Genomic DNA, 18,243 nt, shown 5'->3' with positions numbered 1-18,243 from the left:
GGCCGATACACCCACTGGCCCTTCCCCCTTCTGGAGCAATCCTCATGAGCACCCACCCCGCGATGAACAACGTGACCGACGGCAACGCTGCATCTGCGACGACGCCAAGCGGACAGCGGGACAGCATGGTCTGGCTGCTGCGTCAGTTCGCCTCCGAGACGCAGGGCGTCACGCACGCCGTCCTGCTCTCGCGCGACGGACTGCGGCTGCTGGACAGCGACGTCGACAAGGACTGGGCGGACGAGCTGTCGGCCGCCTTCAGCGGCGTTGCCTCCCTCGCGGCGAACATCACCGGCCCGAGCCACAAGAAGAGGCCGGCCCGGCAGGTCATCATCGAGCGAGACGACTGCCTGTTCTTCGTCCAGAGCGCCGGGTGCAGCGCGGCCTTCGACAACCACCCCGGTAACGAACGCGGTGAGGTGGACACGATCCTCGCCGTCATCGCCACCAGGGACGCCGACGTGGGCACCGTCGGCTTCGAGATGGGCCGGCTCGTTGCGAAGTTCGCCCCTTACATGGTGATCCCCGTCCGCGTCGGCACGGGCGGAGAGGTCCGGTGACCACGTACGGCCGCGCGGCCGAGGAGTCGGCGTTCGTGCGGACGTACACCGTGGTGCGCGGGCGTACCAGGCCGCGGCACCTGCTCGCTCTGGAAACCGTGCTGGAGGCCGGGCAGGGAAGGCCAGGCCCGGCGCAGGCCGAGGAGTGCGAGGAAATCCTCGCCCTGTGCCGGGAGCGCCGACGGTCGGTGGTCGAGCTGGCGGGACGCCTTGGCCGGCCCGTCAGCGCCGTCAAAGTGCTCGTCTCCGACCTCCTGGACGCCGACGCCCTCGTCGTCCCCCTGACCCATTCCTATGCCGATACCGGCGCAGGATCCGGTCCGTCTACCCAACTGCTGGCAGCCGTTACCGCCGGCCTGAAGAGGAAGTGGCCTGATGCCGTCGCCTATCCCCAGGCCGGATGACCCGACCGCCGTGCCGCGGAGTTCGCCGCACCCGCGGGGCGGTGCGCCGACCGTGCTGAAGATCGTGATCGCCGGCGGTTTCGGCGCGGGCAAGACCACCGCCGTGGGCGCCGTCAGCGAGATCACGCCGCTGAGCACGGAGGAGTACCTGACCGAGGCGAGCGCGGACGTCGACAGCCTGGCGGGCATCGAGGCGAAGCAGACCACGACGGTCGCCTTTGACTTCGGCCGACTGAGCCTGCCCGACGCGCCGATTCCTCTGGAGCTGTTCCTGTTCGGCACTCCGGGCCAGGACCGATTCGTCGACCTTTGGTACGACCTCTCCCGCGGCGCCGTCGGCGCGGTCGTCCTGGTCGACACCCGCCGTTTGGAGAGCAGCTTCACGCCCGTCAGCTTCTTCGAGGACATCGGCCTGCCCTTCGTCGTCGCCGTCAATCAGTTCGACGGGGCGCACCGCTACCACCCCGAGCAGGTCCGCACCGCTCTCGAACTCCCCGCTGCCGTACCGGTGGTCACCTGCGACGCCCGCGACACGAATCACGTCGCCGGCGTTCTGCTGGCCCTCGTCGACCACGCCGTGAACAGCGCCGCCACCACCAATCGCACTGGTCACGCCCCCTCTACGCCCCTCCAGGACGCCTGATGTCACAGCACCCCAGCACCCCCTACCGCACGCCGCAGACCGCCCCGCCCGCAGGGTCCTTGCCACGGCGCGACATGCGGGACACCAACCGCGGCCCGTTCACCCCGCCCGGCACCGCCCTCACCAGCCAGCGGCCTCAGCAATCGCTGGAACTGGCGCAGCGTTACGAGCTGCTCAACCGCTTGGGCGTGCCCCCCGTGGCCAACGAGGACTTCGACGAGCTGGCCCGCGACATGGCTGAGCAGGCCGGGTTCCTGTACGGCTTCGTCAACCTGGGCTTGGAGAAGCAGACCTTCGTCGGGCTGCACCAGCCGCCCGCGGACAGCGGGTACGTCATCGTCGGCCGCACCATGAGCCGCGACCACGGCTGGTGCCCGGAGGTCATGACCCGCAAGAAGGCCCTCCCGCTACACGATGTACACGCCAGCCCGCGCTTCAGCGGCAACGCAGTGGTCGACGCCGTCGGGATCCGCTCCTACTTCGGCGCACCGCTGATCCACGAAAGCGGCACCGTGCTGGGCACGGTGTGCGTGATCGACCCCGAGAAGCGGCCTCTGCGCGAGGCCCGACGGATCAGGGACATCACCATCAACACCGGCGCGCAGGTGATGGACCACATGTCCCGGGCCCTCGTCCGCTAAGCCCGTTCCACACCCCCCCCACCCGGGAGCCGTAGGCGATCCCCGGCCGCTCCGCGTTGCGACCTTCATCCAGGGAGAGGGAGACCATGTCCGCCACACCCACCACGCCTCCACCGGCGCTGCGTCCCTACCTCACCGCCCGCCACGATCTGCTGTGGGTGGAGGCGGACGCCTTCGCGGCCGAGCACGTCGCGCCGCGCGCCGCGCGGATGGAGGCCGCTCCGGGCAGGGTGGAGCGCAAGGTCGCCGACCTGATGGCCGCCCGGGGCTGGTTCGCCGTCACCGTACCGGCCGTCTTCGGCGGGCTGGGCGCCGGACACGTGGCCAGGACCGTCTTGGTCCACCGCATCGCACGGGTCTCGGCGGCTGCCGCGGCCATCCTGCAGGCCACATTGATCCCCGTGGGCGCCCTGCTGCACTTCGCCACCTACGAGCAGAAGGGCCGCTGGCTTCCCAGGGTGACGGACGGTTCCCTGCTGCTGTCGATCGCCGTGACCGAACCGCTCGCCGGCGGGCACATCGGCGGCATCGAGACCACCGCCGAACGCGCCGGCAACGAGTGGGTGATCACCGGCAGCAAGATCCATATCGGCAACAGCCACCTCGCCGGAGCCCACCTCGTCGTCGCCCGCACCGCCGCGGCCGGAGTGAGCACCTCGCAGGCGCTGACCGCGTTCATGGTCGAAGCCGACCGCCCCGGACTTTCCGTCCCCGACCACCGTGCCGGCCTCGGTCTGCATGGCTTCTCCGCCGGCCGCCTCGACCTCGATCACGTCCGCGTCCCCGCCGACAACGTGGTCGGGGAGATCGGCCAGGGACTGGCCGTGGCCCAGAGCAGCAGCATCCTCTACGGCCGCCCCAACCTGGCCGCCGTCAGCCTCGGCATCCACGAAGCCGTCGTGGACACCACCACCGCCCGGCTCAAGGCCCGCCCCCGCTACCAGGGCGCCCTGTCCGACCTGCCCGTCCTGCGGGACCGCGTCGGCGGCATGGAAGCCCGCCTGCGCGCCGCCCGGATACTCGCCTACCAGGCCGTGCACCTCCTCGACCAGGGCCTGCCCTGCGACGCCGACCTGATCAATTCGAAATACCTCGGCCACCAGTGGGCCGTCCAGTCCGCCCAGGACGCCATGGAACTGCACGGCGCCAACGCCCTCGATGGCGACTACATCATCCAGCGCCTGTGGCGCGACATCCAGCACACCTACCCACCGGCCGGAACCGGCGAAGTCCAGCGCATACGCCTGGCCGACGCCGCCTTCGCAGAGGACCACATCCAGTGGTCCGAGCGCCTCGCCGCCGAAGCCGCCTGGGCACGACCCGATCCGACCGCCGCTTAAGCCCCCGTGCGCGGCACCCCGTGACTCCCCATCGCCGCGCACGGGCCCGTGCCGCCGGCCCCCGTCCCCCGCGGGGACCGGCGGCACCCCTCCCCGTGACCATCCACCCAGCCGAGAGAGACACCGTGACCCCGCCCGTGACGACCAGCGCACCGATCACACCCCTGACGCCGACCCTGCAGCGCGTCGCCCAGCACCTCACGAACGGCCTCACGGCCAAGGAGATTGCGGCAGAGACCCGCCTGTCGGCCGTGACCGTCCGCCAGTACGTGCGCGACATCCGTGAGAGCCTGCACTGCCCGCCCCGCTGCAAGCCCCCGGTGATCGTGCACCGCCTGTTCACCACCCAGCAGGTGGCCTCACCCACGGCGGACCGGCCAGCGCCATCCCTCACCCCGGAGCAGCGGCTGCTGCTCCGAGCCGTCGCCGAGCACAGCGACCCCCGTGACATCGCCGTCGCCGCCAAGCTCGCCCCCGCCGACCAGCGCGCCGCACTCGACCAACTCCTCGCCGACACGGGCGCGCGGGACACCACCCACCTGGTGATCCTTGCCCACGGCTGGAAGCTGCTGCCGACCGACCCGGCGGCGCGGAGCGGAGCGAGCCAGTGAGAAGGCCCCCCACTCCCCTGGCCAACGAGGAGGCTCCGGCTTCCACCTCGTTCGCAGCGAAGTACCCGGGCGCCGTGTACGCGGTGCGCACGTTACGTACGGACGCCGAGCGCGCGGAAGCCGCGGCTCTCGTGCAGGACCGGCAGCGCTGGCTCACCCTGCGCGGTCTCCCCGTGCCCGCTCAAGCCGACGTTCCGGCCCTCTTCCGCGACCCGCAGACGAGGTCAGCCGGTCTGTTCGAGGACGGAAAGCTGCTCGCCTGCATGGTCCCCGCGCGCGACCCCGGCCTCAGCTGGGGCGACGGCCCCTGCCTCCGCCTGGGACGCGTCCACACCCTGCCCGAGCAGTCCGACGACATCACCCGGCTGATCACCCTGTGGGCCTCCGACCTCGCCGCCCGGCAGAGCCTCCCGCTCGTACGGGCCGAAATCCTGGCCCGCCACGCCCTCCAAGCCGAGCCCATCGCCGCCCTGCTGCGCCGGCTCACGGACATGGGCTGGGACGTGCGGGGTTCCGGTCCAGGACGGGAGGGGGACCGCGTAGCCCGCCTCGAACTGGCCGCCGAGCACCGCCCCAGGCTCAGCACATTGATCAGCTGCCAGACCCATGCACCTCATCTGGCCGCGGACGATCGGAGCACCGCGTGACAACCGACGAACCGCAGCGACCCGACCTTGCCCGCGAGCTGATCGCCCGCGCAACGGAATCGGCCGTGCACCGAGCCAAGCGCGTGCGCGACCAGCTCGATGCAGTGCAACTCGGGCAGGGCCGGCACACCGACCACGCCAACACCAAGTTCCTGCGCCGCGTCCTGGGCGAATACGAGTGGCCCGGCCACCGCCTCGTCGGCCCTGCTGCTGCCCGCGCCGCCTGGAGCATCGCCCTGCACAGCGACCACGATCTCACCCTCCAGCGCGCCGCCACCATCCTGCTCAGGCGTGCGGTCCAGGCCGACGACGCGCTCGTCCAGCACTGGGCGCACCTGCACGACCGTGCCCTCATTGCCGGCGGGTGCGCCCAGGAGTACGGCACCCAGCTCATTCTGAGCGCCGAGGGGATCGAGCTGTGCCCGCTGCGTGCGCCGGAGTCCGTCGACGCACGCAGGGCCACCGTGGGTCTGCCGCCACTAGCCGTCGCGCTCATGGCGGTGCGCCGCCGCTACACGCCGGGCAGCTCCGCCGACGAAGCCCCGACCGTCGTCCTCGCGGGGGCCGCGTGAACAGGTGGAACTCCAAGTCTTCCCTCAGTCGGCCCACTGGCCGCATCTCCGATCTGCGAAAGGTCCGTTGACCGATGAAGCTCACCACCGCCGTCCTCGCTGCCGGTGCTGCCGTCTCCCTCACCACCGCCGTGGTCGGAGCCACCCGGCTCAGGCAGAACGCGCGACACCAGGCCGAGCGCAACGAGGCGTTCCTCACCCGCAACCAGCTCGACTGGCTGGCCCAGATGTCCACCAACCCCGACCTCGCCAAGCTCTGGGCTCCCGAGGACATGGACGTCGAGGAGTACATGCAGCTGCTCGCCGCCAACCGACTCATCTGCATTCTCAGCGTCCGCGACCGCCTCGGCTTCGTCCGCACCGGACACCTTCCGTGGCACGCCGCGAAGCTGATGGAGAACGACGTCTGCCGACGCTATTGGCAGCGGTTCGGCGACCTCCGCGCCGAGGAGGCCGAGGGCGATGAGCAGGGCGAGCACTTTACCCGGGTGCTGGACCAGGCCGCCAAGCAGCACCCGCGGGCACGGGCCGCTGCGACCTGACGGCACCAACCGACTCCCAGGCGAGCGACCGCTCAGGCGGCTTCGCCGCTGGTTGCCGTCTGGTAGCAGACCCCGAGGTCCGACAGGACCTCGGCATCCCGCACCACTCACTCCTAGGAGGCATGCATGACCGCCATCCAGGCCGAAAGGCCGACCGGTCCCGCAACAACGGACCTCGTGAAGGCCGACGACGACCCGTTCAAGCTCGACATCACCTTCATCGAGGGCACGCCGGCGACCGAGACGGCCCTGATGTGCAGCACGGGCGACACCTGCGGCAGCTCCTGCCCCAGCGCCTGCACCACCTCGTAAGCCGGATCACCCCGGCAACGCGGGCCGGACGGGGCTCCCCGTCCGGCCCGCCACGCCCAACCCGCCCGCCACACAGGAAGATGAGGAGAGCCCTGATGACACGGCACCGGCCCAGCCTGTACGAGGCCACGGGGCAGACCATGCTGCGCGCCGCGGTCCACACGTCCGAGCCCGCCATGCCGCCCTGGCCAGCGTCCAGGGCTCCTGCGGAGGAGTGGCGCGCGTGGCTGAGCACGGTGTGGTCCGATACCGACTTCCGCCAGACCGTGTCGCAGGCGAGCCCTCTCCTCGCCCAGCAGGTGCAAGCCATCATCGACGGCCGCACACCGAAGGTACGCCGGATGCGCCGGGCAGCGCTGGCCACCGCCCGCTACGCGATCCGCTACGCCCGCCGCTCCACCCCCTTCGGCTTGTTCGCCGGCGTGGCCCCGCTCGGCTTCGACGAGACCACGTCCGTACGCATCGGCGACGAGCACCAGGCCGTAGCCCGTCCCGAACCGGCCCTACTCGACGAGATGCTCAGCACCTGGGAGAGCGACGCCGCGCGCATGGCCGACGCCGAGGTCTGCGTCAACACCCTGATCCGTCAGCGCGACCGGCACCTCCACGTGCCCTCGGAGGGAGACGCCGCCTTCCGCCTGGCTCTGAGCCCCGCGCTGCGTCTCGTGCTCGACCTGGCCCGATCGCCCATCGGGTACCGCCAGTTGTCCGACAAGCTGGCCGCGGAGTTCCCCGCCGTGGACGGCACCGCGCGCGACCGGCTGCTCGGTGAACTGCTGCGGGTGCGGCTGTTGCGCTCCTCGCTGCGCGCGCCCGCTACCGTCGCCGACCCCACCGAGGTCTTACCGCCCACGGCGCGCACTCAAGCCGCCGGCCTGCGCACGGCGTGCGATCTGCGGCTGGACGCCGACGTGCGGCTGCCCGAGCAAGTGCTGACCGAAGCCGAGACCGCGGCGACCGTCCTGGCCCGCCTGGTCACCCATCCGAACGGGACACCGACCTGGCGCCGGTGGATCGAGCAGTTCACCGAGACCTACGGCGAGAACACCCCGGTACCGGTGGATGTGGCCACGGACCCCGACCGGGGCGTGGGCTTCCCGGCAGGATTCGTCACGGCGAGCGAACCACCCCGGCCGATGTCCCGGCGTGACCGTCTGCTGATGGAGCTGGCCGGCACCGCCGCCGCCGAAGGCAACCGCACCGTCGCGGTGACCGGGGCGATGATCGAGGAACTGGAGGCAGCGGCCGGAACCAAGCCTCACAACGCGGCGCCCCACCTCGAACTGGCAGGACAGATTCACGCCACCTCCGTTCCGGCTCTGGACCGGGGCGACTTCCGGCTGCGTGTGCTGACCGTCTCCCGCTCGGCCGGATCGATGACCGGCCGGTTCTGGCACCTGTTTCCCGGCGCCGAGGCCACGTACGCACATCTGCCCACCGCCGATCCGGAGGCGGAACTCGCGCAGCTCTCCTTCCACGCCGGACGGGTGGCGGCCGACCTGCTCACCCGCGCGCCCCAGGCCCTGCCCCGGATCGTAAGCGTCGGCGAATTTCGACGCCCCGCCCCACACGTCCTCTTCCCCCGCGACCTCGCGGTCACCGTCACCGACGGCCGCCCCCAGCTGCTGGAATCCGCGACGGGCAAGCCCCTGGAACTGCTGGCCCCCACCGCCATCAACTTCCTGTGGAACAACTACACCCCGCCGATGGCCCGCTTCCTCGGCGAGATCAGCCGGGCCGCCCACCCGCAGGTGACCTGGTTCGACTGGGGCGCCGCCTGGACCCTGCCCTTCACCCCGGCCCTCACCTACCGGCGCACCATCCTCACCACCGCCCGCTGGAAGATCAGCAGCCGCACGCTGCCCGCCCGCTCCGCACCACTCCAGCAGTGGGCCGACCAACTACACGCCTGGCGTGCCCGGTTCCGGGTGCCGGAGCGGGTCCTGCTCGCCGAGGACGACCAGCAGCTGCCCCTCGACCTGTCCCGCGACGTCGACCTGGACCTCCTGCGCGCGCACCTGGACGCCAGCCCCTTCGGCATAGCCACCCTGCACGAGGCGCCCCCGCCGGACGCCGACGGGTGGATCGGCGGCCGGGCCCACAGCATCGTCGTCCCCCTGGCCAGGCGCTCATGACCACGACGACCGGGCCTCGCACGCAGGACCTGTCCGAAGGCGCCCTGGGGATGGCCCTGCTCGACATCGAGCGCCGCGACCTGTCCACCGCACGCCGCCACCTCGCCCAGGCCACCGCACGCGGGGTCAGCACCGGCAGCAACGCCAGCCTCTTCCACGGCGCACCCGCCCTGGAGTTCGTCCTGGCCCGCGCCCACGGAGCCGACGACGACGTCCACGCGGCCGTCGACCGCGTCGTGGACGCCCGGCTCGCCGCCGCCCACCGCCGCCAGGCGGCCGGCGCGCTGCCCCACCTCGCCGAATGGGACCTCATCCGCGGCATGACCGGTCTCGCCGCCCTCCTGCTCTCCCGCCAACCGCCCGCGCCCCGGCTGCCCGACGTGCTCACCTGCCTCGTCGCCCTCGCCCGTCCCACCCCCGGTGACGGCCGGATACTGCCCGGGTGGTGGTCGCCGGTCGGCCCCGACGGGAAGGAGATGACCGGCGGGCACGGCAACAACGGCATGGCTCACGGCATCGCAGGGCCTCTTGCCGTGCTCTCCCTGGCCCTGCGCGAAGGCATCCGCGTCCCCGGTCAGGAGGAGGCCGTCGACACCTTCGTGACCTGGCTCGACCGGCACGGCGCCCGCTACTGGTCCACCGCAGCCCACCTGTACGCCGACCAGCCGCCCGCGCCTGAGCCGGCCCGCCAGTCCTGGTGCTACGGCCGGCCCGGCATCGCCCGCGCCCAGCAGCTCGCCGCGCTCGCCCTCGGCGACCCCGCCCGCCGCCGGGCGGCCGAGGACACCATCGAGACCACCCTGACCGACCCGCTGCACCTCACCCGCATCACCGACTCCACGCTCTGCCACGGCTGGGCCGGGCTGCTGACTCTCACCCGCGCGGTCGCCGCCGACAGCCCCGCACCCGACCGCTTCAGCCCGATCATCCAGGACCTGCACCGACGACTGGCCACCAGTTGGGAGCGCCTGCCCAAGCTCGGCTTCATGGAAGGCCGCGCCGGAGCCCAACTCGCCCTGCAGCCCGCCGACACCACCGGCTGGAGCCGCGCTCTCCTGCTCACCTGACCCCCGAACCTGCCGACGTGCAAGGAGTTGCCCCTCCATGACCTTCGACGACGAGAACCTGCCGATCCCTCCGCTCACGTCCTGGTGGCACGCATCCGTGGCCTTCACCGATCCGCACACGGACGCTGCTCGGACCCTGGCGACCGCGCTGTCCGGGCACCGTTTTCACTTCCTGCGCAAGGACGCCGGCGTGCGCCTGCGCACCGAACAGCCCGCCACCGGTCTGCTGGACCAGCTCGTCGCCGACCGCGTCATCACCGGCTGGACGGGTGGGATCTACGAGCCGGAGACCTATGCCTTCGGCGGCCCCGAAGGCATGCAGGTCGCGCACGAGGTGTTCTGCGCCGACAGCCCGGCCGCGCTCTCCGAGACCGGCAGCCCCGGCGCCCGCGAACGCAGCGTGATGCTGCTGTCCGCCATGATCCGCGAGGCCGGGCTGGACCCGTTCGAAGCCGGAGACGTCTACGCCCAGTGGGCCGCCCTGCGGCCCCCCGTCACCCCGCCCCAGGGCCCCGCGCTGGAGCAGGCCGTATCGGCTATGCGGCGGCTGATGAACGCGGACGCCGCCCTGCGCCCCGACGCGGACGCCGGCTGGGTCGAGCGCGTCGCCGCGTTCGAGGACGCCGGCCGTCGGCTGCGCCGGCTCGCCGCCGACGGCCGACTGATACGCGGAGTCCGGGGCGTCATCGCCCATCACGCGATCTTCGCGTTCAACCGCGCAGGCGTGCCTGCCGACGTGCAGGCCGCCACCGCGTGGCTCGGCCGTCACGTCGCCTTCTCCACCGGAGATGGCGACGTGTCTACCCGCACGTCCGCCTCGGCGGACCCTAGCCTCCCCCGAATGGAGACCACCGTGACACCCGAAACCGAGCCCAGCCAGCTGCGCGAAGCCCTCGCCCAGCGGCTCGCCGACAGTGGCCACCTGCGCAGCAAGGCGGCCATCGACGCCTTCCGCAGCACCGACCGGCACGCCTTCCTGCCCGGCGTCGACCTGGAGAGCGCGTACAAGGAGGACGCGGTCCCGATCAAGCACGACGAGCACGGGGAGATGATCTCCTGCATCTCCGCGCCGTCCATCGTCGCCACCCAGCTCGAACAGCTCGGCGCCCAGCCCGGTCACAAGGTCCTGGAAGCCGGAGCCGCCACCGGCTACAACGCCGCCCTCCTCGGCAAGATCGTCTCCCCCGGCGGGCAGGTGTGGACGCTCGACGTCGACCAGGACCTCGTCGCCGGCGCGAACAAGAACCTCGCCGAGGCCGGCGTCGACAACGCCACCGCGGTCATGGCCGACGGCGCGGCCGGACTGCCCGAGCACGCCCCCTACGACCGGATCATCTTCACCGTCGGCGCTGGCGACGTCCCCGTGAAGATCCTCGACCAGCTCGCCCCCGGCGGGCGCCTGGTCCTGCCGATGCGCATCCGCGGCAGCATCTCCCGCTCTTTCGCCTTCGAACGTGACGGCGAGACGTGGCAGACCGTCTCCTGCGAGATGGCCACCTTCATCCCGCTGCGCAAGGGTGTCTGCGACGACGTGTACACCCTCGTGCCGATGGCCGGCGAAGGCAACGTCCGCCTGGAAACGTTCAGCGAGCAGGACGTCGACCGCGACGCCTTGCGTACCGTCCTCGACCAGCAGCAGACCAAGATCTACACCGGGGTGAAGTTCCGGCAAGGCTCCGCCTGGGAGTGGCTGTACCTGTACCTGGCCTGCGTACTGCCCAACGGCCTGTCCCGCCTGCCGGGCCAGCGCCCCGGGTTCACCCCGCACTTCGGGTGGGGCTCCATGGCGGCCCTCGACGGCGGGTCGCTCGCGTACCTGACCATCCGGGAGGGCGAGGACGAGCAGGGCCGGTACTGGGAGGTCGGCGTGACCGGCCACGGCGAGGGCGGCGCCGGCCTCGCCGAGCGTGTGGTGAGCGAGATCCGCGCCTGGGACGCGACCGGCGGCAACGACGCCCCCGAGCCGGGCTTCCGGATGGCCGTCGCCGACTCGCGCGACCGGCTGACGGCGGACGACCGGCGCTTCGTCGTCGACAAGCCATACAGCCGACTGGTCGTCGACTGGGCGCGCCAGGGCTGAGCCGATGATCCCCGCGATAGCCAGCCGCGTCCCCCTGGTCCGCCGCACCAAGGCGCCCGCGCTCCCCTTGGAGGAGCGCATCAACCACCTCACCGGGCTGACCGTCGCGCCCGCGGGTGCGAGCCACCACGACCTGGTGGCTCGCACCTGCGGGGTCCTCAACTACGCGGCTCTCATCGCCTCCGACGTCGGCCTGCCCGACCTGGCCGAGGATCTGTGCTGGCGCCAGCACCAGGTCTTCGCCAACGCCGGACGCCTCAGCGGACGAATCGCGGTCATGTCGCTGATGCCGCTCGTCAACCTCGCCCGGCTGCAGACCCGCGCCGGCCACGGCGAACTCGCCTACAGCTTGTTGCACTGCCTCAACGACGCCGCCCGGCACCGCAACAAGACCGACATCGACGGCCGCACCGTCGACCTCTCGACCCTGACCGACACGGACGAGGACCACCGCACGGTGTGCCAGGAGCTGTACATCACCCTCCTTGTGGACGGCGCCCGCGCCCTCGCCCAGGTCGGGCGGTGGACCGAGGCCGCCGACGCCATGGCCCAGCACCGCGGCATCGGCAACCGCCTCCTCGACGGCCGCCAGATCAAGATCATGGCCCTGATGGAGCAGGGCCTGGACCAGCAGGCCCGCGACCTGATCGACACCACCCAGCCCACAGAACCCTGGGAGACGGCCGTCGCCCTCCTCCTGCACGCGCACTGCCGGCCTGCCGACGTTCCCGTCCCCGAAACCGATCTCAACCGCACCGTGGAAGAAGCCGTCCAGCTCCTTGCCCATCCCGATCCGCCGACCGCCGTCTTCCAGACCCGCACGGGCCTGTCGGCCCTGGAACTGGACCACGCCGGCCGCCATCATGCCCGGATACTCGACTCCCTCCGCAGCGTCGCCCGACTCGACGCCTACGCCGCACGAGAGGCTCTGCACCACCCCGCCGCCTCGTCAGCTCTGGGCCACCAGGCGACGGTCGCACTGACCGCAGTGATCGCCGCGGCCGGCCTGGGAGCCGGCGCTCTGTCCGCGCACGACCACGAGGCCCTCACGGGCGCGGTCAGCCACGCCGAGCGGGAGCTGGAAAGGCTGCTGCAGGCCGATTCCGACCCCGGTTAGGAGGCGGGCGACCTGCGGTGCCCAGGCGTACTGCCCGCGCGGTGCGGCGGTGTCGGCGTTTCGGCCATTTCCTGCCCGCAGCCGCTCCAAGCCAGACCAGGGATGTGGCGCCTGCGGGCTCCACAGACGCAGGGAATCACGGGCTTTCCAGCACGACCGAATGACGTGTGTTCGATATCGCAACCGCGTCGTTAGACCTCACGACTCTGCCGTAGCGACCGCCCTAGGGGGAACGATGACCTCGGCTATTACGCAGGACCAGCCGCCGCAACCACCCAAGGGGACCGCGCCGGACGTCGAACAGCAGGATGCCGGTGTTCGAGAAGAGGAATACCTCTACCGCGACGAGTGGTTCGCCCCCGACGACCTCCACCGCCTGCGCATCGCGGACACCACCAGCGACCTCGTACGGCGCCACGCCGCCAGCCTCCCGGCGATGCCGAGCGACCCCAAGCTCGAAGAACAGCGTCCGGCGTCACCGCACGGCACGGTCCCCAACGTCATTGGCGTCCACCTCTACCTGGAACGCTCCGACGGGACGGTGCTGCTCGGGCTGCGCCACCCCGACTCCGCGTTCGCGCCCTCGACCTGGCACGCGCTGGCCGGCCACTGTGAGCAGGAGAACGCCATCACGTGCCTGATCAGGGAGGCACGTGAGGAAGCAGGGCTGCACATCGAGCGTCAGGACGTCGAACTCGTCCACGTCATCCACCACATCGACAAGGCCGGGGACCGGCCCCGCATGGGCCTGTTCTTCCGCGCTCGCGCCTGGAGTGGCGAGCCGGAACTGCGCGAGCCGGACAAGTGCACCGAGTGGAAATTCTGGTACCCCACCGCGCTCCCCGACAACCTCGTCCCCTACACCCGGGTGGCCATCGCAAAGATCCAGAACGGGGAGCTGTACAGCGAGACGGGATGGCCCGCGTGACCGGCACCCCGAGCGGCGCACCCCGTCGTGTGTCCACAACAGCTGCGGTCGGCCGGGAGGATACCCGCCTCGTGGTGATCCGCGGCAACTCGGCGTCAGGCAAGTCCAGCGTGGCCCAGGGCCTGCGCGATCACTACGGCCGCGGTATCGCGATCGTCGGCCAGGACGTGATCCGCCGGAACGTGCTCAGGGAACACGACACCGCGCGCGGCGCCAACATCGCCCTGCTGAGCACGATCGCCCGCGCAGCCCTCGACGCCGGCTTCCACGTCGTCCTCGAAGGGATCCTGTACGCCGACCGCTACGGCCACATGATCACATCGCTGGTACGGGACCACCGCGGCGCCTCCCACTGCTACTACCTGGACGTTCCCCTGGAGGCGACGCTGGTACGGCACGCGTCGAAGGCGGACGCCGCATACCTGGCCCAGGTCACCGACAGCCACCTCGCCTCCTGGTACCGCGAGATGGACCTGCTGCCCGGCGCGCTGGAAACCGTGATCCCGGCCGACAGCACGCTCCGGGACACCATCGCGCGAATCCTGCTCGAAACCGACCTCGCCTCTGCCTCCCCCATCCCGCCGCCGCAGGACAAGCCGTCACAGGGAGCCTCAATGAGCAAACTGGTGTTGATGTCCGACCCGCAGGTCGCCGCAGTCCCGGTGCGCGAGTGCGGGGAACCCCTCGTCGACGTACGGGACCACGACTTCCGTGTCGACCCGCGTAAGCGAGATTCGCTGGGCGCCTTCGCCCACGTCCGCGAGGGCGTCCTGGCGCGCCTGGAGCACGCCCGCTCGCTCCTGCCCGCCGGCACCGACCTCCTGTTCATCGAGGGCTACCGGCCGCTCGCCCTCCAGCAGCGCTACTTCACCGAGTACCGGGACCACCTGGCCGCCGCCCACCCTGACTGGACCGCCGAGGAGCTGCACCAGAACGCCAGCCGGTACGTGTCGCCGCCGGAGATCGCGCCCCACGCCGCGGGCGCGGCCGTGGACGTCACCCTCGTCGACCAGGACGGCCACGAACTCGACCTCGGCACCCGCGTCAACGCCTCCCCGGAGGAAAGCGACGGGGCCTGCTTCACGCACGCCACGAACATCAGCGACCGTGCGCGTCACCACCGCACGCTGCTGCTCGACGCGATGGAGAGCGCCGGCTTCACGAATTACGGGACCGAGTTCTGGCACTTCTCGGCAGCAGACCGGTACGACGCCCTGATGCGGCAGGAACCGCACGCGCGCTATGGACCGATTGAACTGCCCTAGCCCGCCCGCAGCCCCGCCACGGGAGCGCGGCCACCACACCCTGGCCCGGTTACGACGGCCAGACCGGCAACAGACGCAAGGCATCGAACGGAGGCACGTGTGCCTGACGACATCCAACAGGCGACCGCGGCCAGCCCGAGCCCGGCCAGCGGAAACGGCCCGCAAGAGCACCACATGCACCTGCTCGGGCGGTACTACCGCCAAGTGGAGGCAGGCCGCAAGACGATCGAGGTCAGGGTGGCCACCCCGAACAAGCGGACCGTCGCCGCCGGCGACACGGTCGTCTTCCACGACCGGGACACCGGCCGGGAACTCGACGTCACCGTGCAACGGATCACCTCGTACCCCTCCTTCAAGGACCTGCTCGGCTCGGAGGATCCCGCGCACATCGACCCGGACCGACCGCCCGGGGCGGTGCTCGCCGCCCTCCGCAGCATCTACCCGCCCGTCAAGGAAGCGCTCGGCGTTCTCGCCTTCACGTTCGACCATCGCCCTGCCCGGCCAGGGCGCTCCATGCCGATGACGGCCGAGGATTACGCGCAGACCGTCCCCCACCACACCGTCTACGGCTGCCTGTACATCCGCGACGAGCACGACCGGCCCATCCAGCTCCGCTCGGTCTACGGTTCGAGACTCTGGCAGTTCCCGGGCGGCAACCTGGACGCCCTGGGCGAGGACCCGCTGCAGACCGCCCGGCGCGAGGCGGTCGAGGAGACGGGCCTCGGACTGGGACTGGGCAGGCCGAAGTTGCTCCTGACGCACTTCCTGCACGCCGGGCCCCGCCTGCCGCTGAACAAGGTGGGGTTCATCTTCGACGGAGGCCGGCTGAGCGCGGATCAGCTCGGCCGGATCCGCCTCGACCCAGATGAGCACGACATGTGGGCCATCCACGACCTCACCACATGGCAGGAGCTGATGGCACCCCGCGCCTTCGTCCGCCTCGACGCCGTCGAGCAAGCACGCCGCGGCGAGGGCCCCGCCTACCTCGTCACCCACACCTGCCCCAGCATGCCCGCGAAGGAGATGCCCTGCCCGTCGGACGAGCTGTAACTGGCCGTTCTCATCATCCGTGGAGGTAGACAGTGAGCACGCAGGACCGCATCCGGCTCATGCTGTGGAATCTGGAGCGCGACGGAGGCCCGGAGCCCCGGCCCGGCGTCCTGCCGGCACGGTGGCGCCAGGGCTACGAAGAGGTCCTGAAGCCACAGCGGCCAGATTGGCTGGCCATGCTGGAACTCAAATACTCACAGACCCGGCCAGACGTGCCACCGGCGGAGAAGCACGCGGCGAAGCGCCGTTTCACGGCCGCACAGCAGATCCTCGGTATGCGCGGCTTCCGTGCCGCGGTAGGGCAGCGCACCAATCCCACCGGTGTGTTCATACGCGAGGCCGTCTTTCCCTCTGCCCGCCAGCGTCACCACCCCGTCGGCCACAGTGCACCGCCCACCCACGTCGACCTGCGGCTCGCCGAGGCCCCGGACGTGCCCATCATCACCGCCTCATTCCACAGCGCCTTCTGCAACCCCGCACAACGCCGCTCCGAAGCCATGGACTTGACGGAACTCGTCGACAAGGTGAAGGCCCACCATCCGAACCCTGCCGGGGGTCACGCCGCCTGCTGGCTGTTCGGCGACACCAACGAGTACCCGGTGCCCGTCGGCGAGCAGGTCCCGGCCATTGACTGGTCAAGGGTGACTGACGTGGTGCACCGCCGGCACCGTGCCATCAAGCAACCCGACGGCACCTGGGTCAGTTGCACCGCGGTGGACGAGATCATGCATGACTGCGGCATGCACGACCCCGCCCGCTGGGCCGCACACCGCCTGGGCCAGACGACCGCACTGGCTGCGACCGCCGGGCATGCTGCCGCCGGTCAGGGTGGCCCCCGGAGAATCGACCGCGGCTATCTGGACGCCTGGAGCGTGCAGGCCGTCGAAGACGTCCGCGTGCTGGATACCACCGGGCTCAGCGATCACCACGCGGTCATCGTCGACCTCTCCCGTCGCAAGCTCATCGAGGGCTTGCATCGCCGCACAAGCGCCATAGCTCCCTGGTCCTTGGTCGTCGAACGCGCCCGGAACACGCACACCTAACCCCGGCATCCCCACTCAGGAGGCAAGCGTGCCCGCCGAGGACACCAACATCCGGGCCTGGCAGATCTACGGCCAGCGCCAACTCGCTCGCGCCTACGCCCCGCCCGTCCCCGAGCGGCTCGGCTGGACGCCCTGGGACGGGATCGGGCCGGGAGCAGAAGTCCTCGGCGACATCACTGGCCGCCGCGTCCTGGACATCGGTTCCGGGGCTGGCCACCACGCCGTCCACCTCGCCCAAGTACACGGAGCGCGGGTCACCGGCATCGAGCTGTCCCCGACCCAGCACGAACGGGCCGTCAGCACTCACGTGGACGTGGACGGCGTGGAGTTCGTCCGGGCAGACGTGGCCGAGTACCTGGGCGGAGCCGAGCCGTTCGACGCCGCGTACGCGATCGGGACGCTCGCCTTCATCGACCCGCACCGCTCGCTGCCTGCGCTGCGCGATGGTCTGCGTCCCGATGCCCCGCTGCTCCTTTCGCTCCTGCACACCGATCTGCACGGCCACGGTCCGTCCACGGCAGTGGCGCCGCGCGAGCAGATGATCCTGCTGCGCGACGACCCGCCGTTGCCGACGCAGATGTGGGTCCTGGCACCGCAGCTGTGGGAGGACCTGCTCACTGAGTACGGCTTTCGCGTCGAAGCCATCGACCTGTTCCCGCACCCCGGCGAGAACGCCAAGGTAATCCAGCAGCTCATCCGCGCCCGGCGCCTTCCCGACCGGCCGACGCGCGTTACCAGCCGGCCCCGCAGCACCCGAGGCCCGGCCGCCCACGCGGCAGTCGGCGTCGGAGCGATCCTGCTCAGCGAGCAGGGCATCCTGCTGGGCCGACATCGCCGCGGCACCCTCGAACTACCAGGCGGCAGCGTGGAGGCCACCGGAGAATCCTTCGAGGAGGCGGTCGTCCGAGAACTCACCGAGGAGACCGGCCTGGTCGCTCGGACCGGCGACGTGGAACTGCTGGGCACGCTCGTCGATCACGTCAAGGGGGTCCTGCGGGTCACCGTCGGCGCGCTCGTCCACGCCTGGCAAGGACAGCCACTGACGCAGCCGGACGAGAGCGTCGGCGACTGGGCGTGGTACCCGCTCGACCAGCTCCCCAACGGCCTGTTCGTATGCAGCGCCCAGATCCTCACGTCCTGGCGGCCCGACCTGCCCGTCGACCACCCGCCGGCGCACTTCACCGCCTTCGCCCCAGCCAAGTAGGCCGCGCTGACCGCCGCCTCCGATGCCCTCCCGCGACACGACGTACGTGTCGCATCCCCGGTAGCAACACACACCGCTCAAC

19 protein-coding genes are annotated in these 18,243 nt (G+C 71.1%); all 19 read left to right on the top strand.

Annotation, left to right across the window (positions count from 1 at the left end; all coding sequences use genetic code 11):
• Positions 1 to 44: 44 nt before the first annotated feature.
• The 19 genes from OIE75_RS28615 (at position 45) to OIE75_RS28525 (ending at position 18,161) form a co-directional block, all read left to right on the top strand.
• Positions 45 to 560: a roadblock/LC7 domain-containing protein gene (locus OIE75_RS28615; protein ID WP_319125038.1), complete on the top strand. Its 516-nt coding sequence runs from the start codon at positions 45 to 47 to the stop codon at positions 558 to 560.
• The gene (locus OIE75_RS28610) at positions 557 to 964 is read left to right on the top strand and encodes a DUF742 domain-containing protein (RefSeq protein ID WP_052837028.1); all 408 of its coding nucleotides are present in this window, start codon (positions 557 to 559) and stop codon (positions 962 to 964) included. The genes OIE75_RS28615 and OIE75_RS28610 overlap by 4 nt, the downstream gene beginning before the upstream one ends.
• Positions 965 to 1,016: 52 nt before the next feature.
• Positions 1,017 to 1,607 carry a GTP-binding protein gene (locus tag OIE75_RS28605; protein ID WP_043485169.1) on the top strand — a complete coding sequence of 197 codons (591 nt, stop codon included), beginning with the start codon at positions 1,017 to 1,019 and terminating at the stop codon, positions 1,605 to 1,607.
• The gene (locus tag OIE75_RS28600) at positions 1,607 to 2,248 is read left to right on the top strand and encodes a GAF domain-containing protein (protein ID WP_329472551.1); all 642 of its coding nucleotides are present in this window, start codon (positions 1,607 to 1,609) and stop codon (positions 2,246 to 2,248) included. The genes OIE75_RS28605 and OIE75_RS28600 overlap by 1 nt, the downstream gene beginning before the upstream one ends.
• Positions 2,249 to 2,334: 86 nt before the next feature.
• A complete protein-coding gene (locus tag OIE75_RS28595; protein ID WP_329472550.1) occupies positions 2,335 to 3,588 on the top strand; it encodes an acyl-CoA dehydrogenase family protein in 1,254 nt (417 codons plus the stop codon).
• 137 nt (positions 3,589 to 3,725) lie between these two features.
• Positions 3,726 to 4,199, top strand: coding sequence for a LuxR C-terminal-related transcriptional regulator (locus OIE75_RS28590; protein WP_329472549.1), 474 nt, complete (start codon positions 3,726 to 3,728; stop codon positions 4,197 to 4,199).
• Between the two features lie 74 nt (positions 4,200 to 4,273).
• On the top strand, positions 4,274 to 4,846 hold the full coding sequence (locus OIE75_RS28585) for a hypothetical protein (protein ID WP_416070620.1): 573 nt from the start codon (positions 4,274 to 4,276) through the stop codon (positions 4,844 to 4,846).
• On the top strand, positions 4,843 to 5,418 hold the full coding sequence (locus OIE75_RS28580) for a DUF6624 domain-containing protein (protein ID WP_329472548.1): 576 nt from the start codon (positions 4,843 to 4,845) through the stop codon (positions 5,416 to 5,418). Before OIE75_RS28585 ends, OIE75_RS28580 begins: the two co-directional genes overlap by 4 nt.
• 74 nt (positions 5,419 to 5,492) lie before the next feature.
• A complete protein-coding gene (locus OIE75_RS28575) occupies positions 5,493 to 5,960 on the top strand; it encodes a DUF6082 family protein (protein ID WP_199578159.1) in 468 nt (155 codons plus the stop codon).
• A 126-nt stretch (positions 5,961 to 6,086) separates the two neighbouring features.
• Positions 6,087 to 6,272 (top strand): FxLD family lanthipeptide, encoded by a 186-nt coding sequence (locus tag OIE75_RS28570; RefSeq protein ID WP_199578158.1) that lies wholly within the window; start codon positions 6,087 to 6,089, stop codon positions 6,270 to 6,272.
• A 95-nt stretch (positions 6,273 to 6,367) separates the two neighbouring features.
• Positions 6,368 to 8,407, top strand: coding sequence for a lantibiotic dehydratase family protein (locus tag OIE75_RS28565; protein WP_329472547.1), 2,040 nt, complete (start codon positions 6,368 to 6,370; stop codon positions 8,405 to 8,407).
• Complete coding sequence (locus tag OIE75_RS28560) at positions 8,404 to 9,474, top strand: lanthionine synthetase C family protein (RefSeq protein ID WP_329472546.1); 1,071 nt, start codon at positions 8,404 to 8,406, stop codon at positions 9,472 to 9,474. Before OIE75_RS28565 ends, OIE75_RS28560 begins: the two co-directional genes overlap by 4 nt.
• A gap of 37 nt (positions 9,475 to 9,511) precedes the next feature.
• On the top strand, positions 9,512 to 11,554 hold the full coding sequence (fxlM, locus tag OIE75_RS28555; protein WP_329472545.1) for a methyltransferase, FxLD system: 2,043 nt from the start codon (positions 9,512 to 9,514) through the stop codon (positions 11,552 to 11,554).
• Positions 11,555 to 11,558: 4 nt separating this feature from the next.
• Positions 11,559 to 12,671 (top strand): hypothetical protein, encoded by a 1,113-nt coding sequence (locus tag OIE75_RS28550; protein WP_329472544.1) that lies wholly within the window; start codon positions 11,559 to 11,561, stop codon positions 12,669 to 12,671.
• 235 nt (positions 12,672 to 12,906) lie between these two features.
• Positions 12,907 to 13,599 (top strand): NUDIX hydrolase, encoded by a 693-nt coding sequence (locus OIE75_RS28545; protein ID WP_329472543.1) that lies wholly within the window; start codon positions 12,907 to 12,909, stop codon positions 13,597 to 13,599.
• A 71-nt stretch (positions 13,600 to 13,670) separates the two neighbouring features.
• The gene (locus OIE75_RS28540) at positions 13,671 to 14,864 is read left to right on the top strand and encodes a M15 family metallopeptidase (RefSeq protein ID WP_329472541.1); all 1,194 of its coding nucleotides are present in this window, start codon (positions 13,671 to 13,673) and stop codon (positions 14,862 to 14,864) included.
• Between the two features lie 99 nt (positions 14,865 to 14,963).
• A complete protein-coding gene (locus OIE75_RS28535; protein WP_329472540.1) occupies positions 14,964 to 15,914 on the top strand; it encodes an NUDIX domain-containing protein in 951 nt (316 codons plus the stop codon).
• A 32-nt stretch (positions 15,915 to 15,946) separates the two neighbouring features.
• Entirely contained in the window at positions 15,947 to 16,957 is a 1,011-nt protein-coding gene (locus tag OIE75_RS28530; protein ID WP_329472539.1) for an endonuclease/exonuclease/phosphatase family protein, read from the top strand.
• A 28-nt stretch (positions 16,958 to 16,985) separates the two neighbouring features.
• A complete protein-coding gene (locus OIE75_RS28525; RefSeq protein ID WP_329472538.1) occupies positions 16,986 to 18,161 on the top strand; it encodes a bifunctional class I SAM-dependent methyltransferase/NUDIX hydrolase in 1,176 nt (391 codons plus the stop codon).
• Positions 18,162 to 18,243 lie beyond the last annotated feature (82 nt).

This window comes from Streptomyces sp. NBC_01723, from assembly GCF_036246005.1.
Classification (GTDB): Bacteria; Actinomycetota; Actinomycetes; order Streptomycetales; family Streptomycetaceae; genus Streptomyces.
Note: the sequence above shows the minus strand (reverse complement) of the source record. Positions and strands in the feature narration are given on the sequence as shown.